Origin of the sequence: Clostridium sp. Cult3 (assembly GCF_021655115.1) — a bacterium.
Taxonomy (GTDB): Bacteria; Bacillota; Clostridia; order Tissierellales; family Tepidimicrobiaceae; genus PPXY01.
The window spans coordinates 42,652-48,651 of the sequence record NZ_PPXY01000029.1; the positions used below are offsets into that span (position 1 = coordinate 42,652).

10 protein-coding genes are annotated in these 6,000 nt (G+C 31.7%); 8 read left to right on the top strand and 2 right to left on the bottom strand.

The features are described 5' to 3' along the window. Window positions 1-53 precede the first annotated feature (53 nt). The 3 genes from C3E88_RS06800 to C3E88_RS06810 all read left to right on the top strand — a co-directional run bounded on the left by C3E88_RS06800 (window position 54) and on the right by C3E88_RS06810 (window position 1,699). Window positions 54-494 (top strand): NUDIX domain-containing protein, encoded by a 441-nt coding sequence (locus C3E88_RS06800; protein WP_236909412.1) that lies wholly within the window; start codon window positions 54-56, stop codon window positions 492-494. A 113-nt stretch (window positions 495-607) separates the two neighbouring features. Next, a complete protein-coding gene (locus tag C3E88_RS06805; protein WP_236909413.1) occupies window positions 608-1,255 on the top strand; it encodes a YigZ family protein in 648 nt (215 codons plus the stop codon). A gap of 48 nt (window positions 1,256-1,303) precedes the next feature. Beyond that, window positions 1,304-1,699 carry a CoA-binding protein gene (locus C3E88_RS06810; RefSeq protein WP_236909414.1) on the top strand — a complete coding sequence of 132 codons (396 nt, stop codon included), beginning with the start codon at window positions 1,304-1,306 and terminating at the stop codon, window positions 1,697-1,699. 18 nt (window positions 1,700-1,717) lie between these two features. Here the strand turns inward: C3E88_RS06810 and C3E88_RS06815 are convergent, their stop codons facing one another. Further along, the gene (locus C3E88_RS06815) at window positions 1,718-2,065 is read right to left on the bottom strand and encodes a sulfite exporter TauE/SafE family protein (protein ID WP_236909415.1); all 348 of its coding nucleotides are present in this window, start codon (window positions 2,063-2,065) and stop codon (window positions 1,718-1,720) included. Beyond that, the gene (locus C3E88_RS06820) at window positions 2,062-2,487 is read right to left on the bottom strand and encodes a sulfite exporter TauE/SafE family protein (protein WP_272878478.1); all 426 of its coding nucleotides are present in this window, start codon (window positions 2,485-2,487) and stop codon (window positions 2,062-2,064) included. Before C3E88_RS06820 ends, C3E88_RS06815 begins: the two co-directional genes overlap by 4 nt. A 46-nt stretch (window positions 2,488-2,533) precedes the next feature. On the opposite strand from C3E88_RS06820, the gene nadE reads away from it, so the two are divergent. From nadE to C3E88_RS06845, 5 genes are all read left to right on the top strand, one after another. Further along, a complete protein-coding gene (gene nadE, locus C3E88_RS06825) occupies window positions 2,534-3,262 on the top strand; it encodes an NAD(+) synthase (RefSeq protein ID WP_236909417.1) in 729 nt (242 codons plus the stop codon). A gap of 65 nt (window positions 3,263-3,327) precedes the next feature. Beyond that, window positions 3,328-4,071: a YebC/PmpR family DNA-binding transcriptional regulator gene (locus C3E88_RS06830; protein WP_236909418.1), complete on the top strand. Its 744-nt coding sequence runs from the start codon at window positions 3,328-3,330 to the stop codon at window positions 4,069-4,071. 111 nt (window positions 4,072-4,182) lie between these two features. Then, entirely contained in the window at window positions 4,183-4,356 is a 174-nt protein-coding gene (locus C3E88_RS06835) for a hypothetical protein (protein ID WP_236909419.1), read from the top strand. An 82-nt stretch (window positions 4,357-4,438) separates the two neighbouring features. After that, window positions 4,439-5,116 (top strand): TIGR01906 family membrane protein, encoded by a 678-nt coding sequence (locus C3E88_RS06840; RefSeq protein WP_236909420.1) that lies wholly within the window; start codon window positions 4,439-4,441, stop codon window positions 5,114-5,116. Continuing rightward, window positions 5,082-6,000: restriction endonuclease (locus tag C3E88_RS06845; protein WP_236909421.1), on the top strand; the 919-nt coding region annotated here is incomplete at its 3' end. The genes C3E88_RS06840 and C3E88_RS06845, both read left to right, overlap by 35 nt.

Below are 6,000 nucleotides of genomic sequence, written 5' to 3' on the forward strand. Positions count from 1 at the left end.
ATTAGGTAAATTTGGGTATGATAATAATAAGAATAAAAAGGAGGCTGGTTCCAATGATTGTAAGAAATTGTGCAGGTGGTGTGGTTTTCAATGGGAATAAGGTATTTATCCTAAAAAATGATAAAGATCAATGGGTATTGCCCAAAGGGAAAATTCGTAATGGTTCTCTTCCAACAGAAACGGCTATAAGTCGTGTAAAGTATGAAACGGGTGTTAGTGCCAATATCGTTTCTACTGCTGGAGAAACTAGTTACGAATTTTTTTCTTTGTCAAGAAAACAAGAGGTGTACAATAAGATTATTTGGTATGTAATGGAAGCTTCTGGACCCAATTATAAGATAAATAAGGAAGAAGGGTTTAAAGATGGTGGCTTCTACTCGATAGATAAAGCCATAGATATGATTACTCATAATCAAGATAAATCCCTAGTAAGTCTATCTTATAAAAGATATTTGGAGATAAAGGATATTGAAATAGATGAGATATATGCCTAAATAAATTGAAATGCAAAAGGGAAAGGGTATATCCCCCAGGATATTATCCTTTCTTTTTTGTGTCTAATCTTTATGTTATAATCTATTTAGTAGATTTATGAAAGGGGATATATATGGATAATGTATATAGAACTATACATAAATATGGTCAGGAGGAAATTATAATAAACAAATCTAGATTTATAGGGTATGCAAAGCCTATTGAATCAGAACAGGAAGCCTTGGACTTCATTGAATGTATAAAATCGAAACACAGAGATGCTACTCATAATGTATATGCTTATGTTTATGGAGAAAATAGCAATATTCAAAGATTTAGTGATGATGGGGAGCCATCTGGAACTGCAGGAATTCCTACTTTGGAGGTAATTAAGAAAGAGGATCTTCGTAATGTGGTAGTAGTAGTTACCAGGTATTTTGGAGGCATAAAATTAGGTACTGGTGGACTAATTAGGGCCTATACTAAAGGTGCAAAGATTGGATTGGAGTCAGGAATCATAATAGAAAAGGTTCTTCACCATAAATTAAAGATAAGAATAGAATACACCTTATATGGAATGATTGAAAACCATCTGATGACTAAGGGATATATAATAGACGACATAGTATATGATGACGGGGTAAATATATATGTATATATTAATTATTCTGAGGTTGAATCCTTTAAGAAGAATATAACCGATTTAACCAGTGGTAGTGCAATTATTGAATATATAGATGATGAGCATATTTCTATGAAGAATGGAAAGAGAATTAAATAGTTAGAGATAATATACATAATAGGGGTATAATAATATAGAGGTGATACTATGATAAAGCAGGAGATGTTAGATAAAAAAATTTGGGCTGTAGTAGGGGTGACAGCTAACGAGAGAAAGTATGGGTATAAGATATGGCGAAAATTAATGGAACATGGTTATGAAACCTATGGCGTAAATCCAAACTATGATGAAATTCAAGGGCATAGGATATATGATTCTTTAAGAGAATTACCTAAGAAAATAGACGTAATAGATATAGTGGTTCCTCCTAAAATCAGTTTAAATACTTTAGATGATGCTAAAGAATTAGGCATAGAGTATATTTGGTTTCAACCAGGTACCTTCAACGATGAAGTAATTGAAAAAGCTAAGGCTTTGGATTTTAGATTTTTATACGATGACTGTATTTTGGCTACTTTAATAAAAATGGAGAAAGAGGCATAACTTAATAGACCTATAGGTCTATTCTTTTTTTATCAATTCATATGCTCCGATAAATAGGAGAAAAAAACCAAAGTACTTTTTTAAAGAAGAGGAATCAATATTAAGAGCAATTAATGAACCAATAATAGACCCAATAGTCCCCCCCAATATTATCCACTTAATATAATTGAATTCAATATTATTTTCTTTATAATGGATTATTAACGCTACTAAGGCCACTGGTATAAATACAATAAGGTTTATTCCTTGAGCTTGTTGCTGAGTTAATGTTGTAAAAAAAATTAAGGAAGGTATGAGTATAGTACCGCCACCTATCCCCATTCCACCGATAATACCCGATAGAAATCCAATCATAAATAGTTTCATTTGAATATCATCCTTATAGCAGTGATAATTATTACAGTGCCAAATATTTTTCTAAGTACGGGAGTAGGAATTTTTTTCAATAGCTTGGCGCCTAAAAAGCTACCTAAAATTCCGCCTAAAGCTACTACCATTGCTACTTCATATTCAATTACATTTTTTTTAATATATATAAAGGTACTGATGATGGATAAAGGCAATATAATAGAAATAGCAGTAGCATGAGCCTTATAATTTTCAAATCCTAAAAAAAAGACCAGAGCAGGTACTACTAGGGTTCCACCACCAGAACCAAACAATCCGTTTGTTATCCCGGTTATCAACCCAATTCCGATTAGTTTAAATACCTTTGTATCCATAGACTCCTCCTTTATGGTATAATGATTAGGGAAAAGTTTATTAGCACTGATTATTAATTTTACCAAAAGGGCATAAGATATACCTAATATATATTATTGTGGAGGTCTGAATATGGATAATATAGAAAAAGTCTGTAATGATATTGTTCAATGGCTAAAATTAAAAGTTGATGAAGCCAGTGGAGAGGGATTGGTGTTTGGCTTAAGTGGCGGAGTAGATTCGGCAGTAGTAGCAGGATTAGCTAAAAGGGCTTTTCCTGAAACTTCCTTAGGAATAATTATGCCTTGTCATAGTGATCCCATAGATGAAGAACATGCATTGTTGGTTGCAGATAGCATAGGCTTAAAGACAGAAAAGGCAGATTTAACGCATATTTATGATGAACTTATTAAAATGATCTATATTGAAGATGGAAATGATTTAGCTAAAGCTAATATTAAACCAAGGCTTAGGATGACAACACTCTATTATTATGCTGGATCCTACAACTATTTGGTTTTAGGTTCTAGCAATAGGTCTGAGTTTACCGTAGGCTATTTTACCAAACATGGAGATAGTGGGGTAGATTTACTTCCAATTGCTTCCTTTGTTAAAAGGGATATTTGGGAAATGGCAAGATTTTTAAATATTCCTGAGGTAGTAATTGAAAAACCACCAACGGCAGGATTGTGGCAAGATCAAACAGATGAAGAGGAAATGGGATTTGGTTATGGTGTTTTAGATGACTATATATTGAATAAAACAGGGCCTAAGGACGTAGTGAAAAAAATCCAAAGAATGCATAGTATAAGTGAACATAAGAGGAATTTTCCACCGATTTTTGTTCCACAAAATGAATAATTATGATGTTTCACATTAGATATTGTGATAAAATATATGAGAATAAATTAAGGAGGTTGAATTTCGTGGCAGGTCATTCGAAATGGAATAATATTAAAAATAAAAAAGGTAAGGAAGATGCTAGAAGAGGTAAGGAATTTACTAAACTGGCAAGATATATTATGGTGGCAGCAAAAGAGGGAGGCAAAGATCCAGAGTATAATCCTCAATTAAAGGCTGCTATTGAAAAAGCTAAAGCAGCAAATATGCCTAATGATAATATAGAAAGAGCAATCAAAAAAGGAGCAGGAGAATTAGGGGCTGAGACCTATGAAGAGATAACTTATGAAGGATATGGTCCAAATGGAGTGGCTGTATATGTATCATGTCTAACGGATAATCGAAACAGAACTGCTTCTGATGTAAGACATGCCTTTGATAAATTTGGCGGAAATTTAGGTCAGACTGGTTGTGTTTCATTTATGTTTGATAGAAAAGGTGTACTAGCTATTGAAAAGAAAGATAATATCGATGAAGATGAGTTAATGCTACGAGCCATTGACTTAGGTGCTTTGGATTTTGAAAGCGATGAATTTGGATATGAGATAATAACTAGCACAGAGGATTTTAACAACATTAGGGATTCATTAAGCCAACAAGGGTACGAGTTTACCATGGCCGAACTAGCCTTTTTACCTCAAAACACAACAGAATTAACTTCTGACGAAGATATAAAAAATATGGTAAAATTAATAGAAGCTTTAGAAGATAATGATGATATTCAAGAAATATATCATTCTTGGGAGATACCGGATGATTTAGAGATATAATAGATTTTTGACACCTTTATTTTTAATAAGGGTGTTTTTTATCGTATAAAAGATTATTTTTTTTAACATAATAAAAACATGGTGTATAAAAGATGATGAAGGAGTGAGGAAATGGAAAACAATCAAAATTTTGAAGAAATAAAAGAGCGATTCAATTCAGCTAATGTAGATGAGAAAATTGAAATATATACTACTGTACGAGGATTAACTGTAGAACAGTATAAGGAATTGTTGAGGATGTTTCCAATTAAATATCTAGACAGATTGGAGAAGGCTATGGGATAAAGCTGAAGGATATTTCTTTCAGCTTTTGTTTAAGTCGGACAAGTTCTGGTAAACTATAGATAGGAGGAAATGAGGTGATAAAATGAGAAGATTATTTATCCTGCTGTTGGTAGTATTTTTGCCCTTGTATGTTTTCCTTAAGGGGGTTGAAACTAATGCTTTTAATACAAATTTTTATCTAGATTCCTTTGGAAAACATGGAGTCATGGATACTACAGGTAAGGAACTAGAGGAGCTAGAGATTATAACAGAAGGCATAATCTCGTACTTAAAGGATAAAACACAGGAAGAAGGGTTAAGACCATATTTTAATGATGAGGAAATTCAGCATATGGAAGATGTAAAGTTTCTATTTAGGTATGGATTTATTATAAAATACATATCCTTGGCACTGTTTTTAGTCGCAATAATTGGGCTCTTGTTGCTAGGTGAAAGTAATAAAATAGCATATACCATATTTTATGGCAATCTAATATGGTGGATCTTTATGTTGATTTTATTTTTCCTCACAACTATGGATTTTAATAAATACTTTACTTATTTTCACATGATATTTTTTGATAATGATCTATGGCTATTAGATCCGGAAAAAGATTTGTTGATTCAAATGCTACCAGAGGAATTCTTCATAGGCATATTTAATAGAATACTATTATTTTTTGTATCTATATTGGCAATAATACAGGTAGTAAGCTATATATTGATGAAGAAGGAGAAGGATTCTAATGAATGTTTTGACAATATTAAAAGATTGTTTTAATGAAATAAAAAAAAGTTTGATATTAAACGGATACTATACTCGACAGATAAAAGATGGAAAGGGTATAGGGGCTTCCTTCTTAGATTGGATTTTTATTAGTTTAGCCATAGCCTTATTTTTTCTTATAACTATTTATAACTCAACTCAGAGCATCAGCATATCCTTAATTTTGACAGGGATATTGATAGCTTTGTATTTGTCAGTATTGATATATGGCAAGCGAAAGATTAGAAATAAAAACATATTAAATATCAATGAAGATATAGGAGATAGGCAAATTCGGAAAAAAATTGAAAAATATAAAGATAGTGATTTTGCATTGTATATGAAAGAAATACTGGAAAAGTATTATGACACCTTATTTTTTGAATGTGATAATAATATAGATTTTATAGGTGAAATAAATGAGGAGATATATGGTATAAAATGCATTAAGAGTTCCTGGGATAATAAAATCAATCTAAAGGATGTAAAAAACTATATGGAAGAAATGGAAAAAAAGAATATTTTGGAGGGAATAATAGTTACCAACTCCTATTTTGATGAGGAAGTAAAGGAACAGACAGAATATCTGTTAATAGATTTTGAGCATATTAAACATATGCTTAAGGAAATTGAAGGATTTCCTACAGAAGAAGAAATTGAAGAGTTGATAATATCAAAACATAAGGATAGAAGGGAAAACTTTAAGGAAGGTTTCAGCATCAACAGAAAGGACAAGATATATAAATTTTTCTTGTTAGGCTTAGCCCTCTATATTGTATCCTCCTATGTGGCATATCCCTCCTACTATAAGCTAATGGCATTTATATCCTTTTTTTCGGGGGCGTTCATCGGAATATATAATTTACTTAAATATATAAGAAGAATTAAAGAAAATAGGT

What these genes read in the sequence shown, in the direction of transcription:
- C3E88_RS06800 (WP_236909412.1), top strand. Translation starts at nt 54, where the DNA reads ATGATTGTAAGAAATTGTGCAGGTGGTGTGGTTTTCAATGGGAATAAG.
- C3E88_RS06805 (WP_236909413.1), top strand. Translation starts at nt 608, where the DNA reads ATGGATAATGTATATAGAACTATACATAAATATGGTCAGGAGGAAATT.
- C3E88_RS06810 (WP_236909414.1), top strand. Translation starts at nt 1,304, where the DNA reads ATGATAAAGCAGGAGATGTTAGATAAAAAAATTTGGGCTGTAGTAGGG.
- C3E88_RS06815 (WP_236909415.1), bottom strand. Translation starts at nt 2,065, where the DNA reads ATGAAACTATTTATGATTGGATTTCTATCGGGTATTATCGGTGGAATG.
- nadE (WP_236909417.1), top strand. Translation starts at nt 2,534, where the DNA reads ATGGATAATATAGAAAAAGTCTGTAATGATATTGTTCAATGGCTAAAA.
- C3E88_RS06835 (WP_236909419.1), top strand. Translation starts at nt 4,183, where the DNA reads ATGGAAAACAATCAAAATTTTGAAGAAATAAAAGAGCGATTCAATTCA.
- C3E88_RS06840 (WP_236909420.1), top strand. Translation starts at nt 4,439, where the DNA reads ATGAGAAGATTATTTATCCTGCTGTTGGTAGTATTTTTGCCCTTGTAT.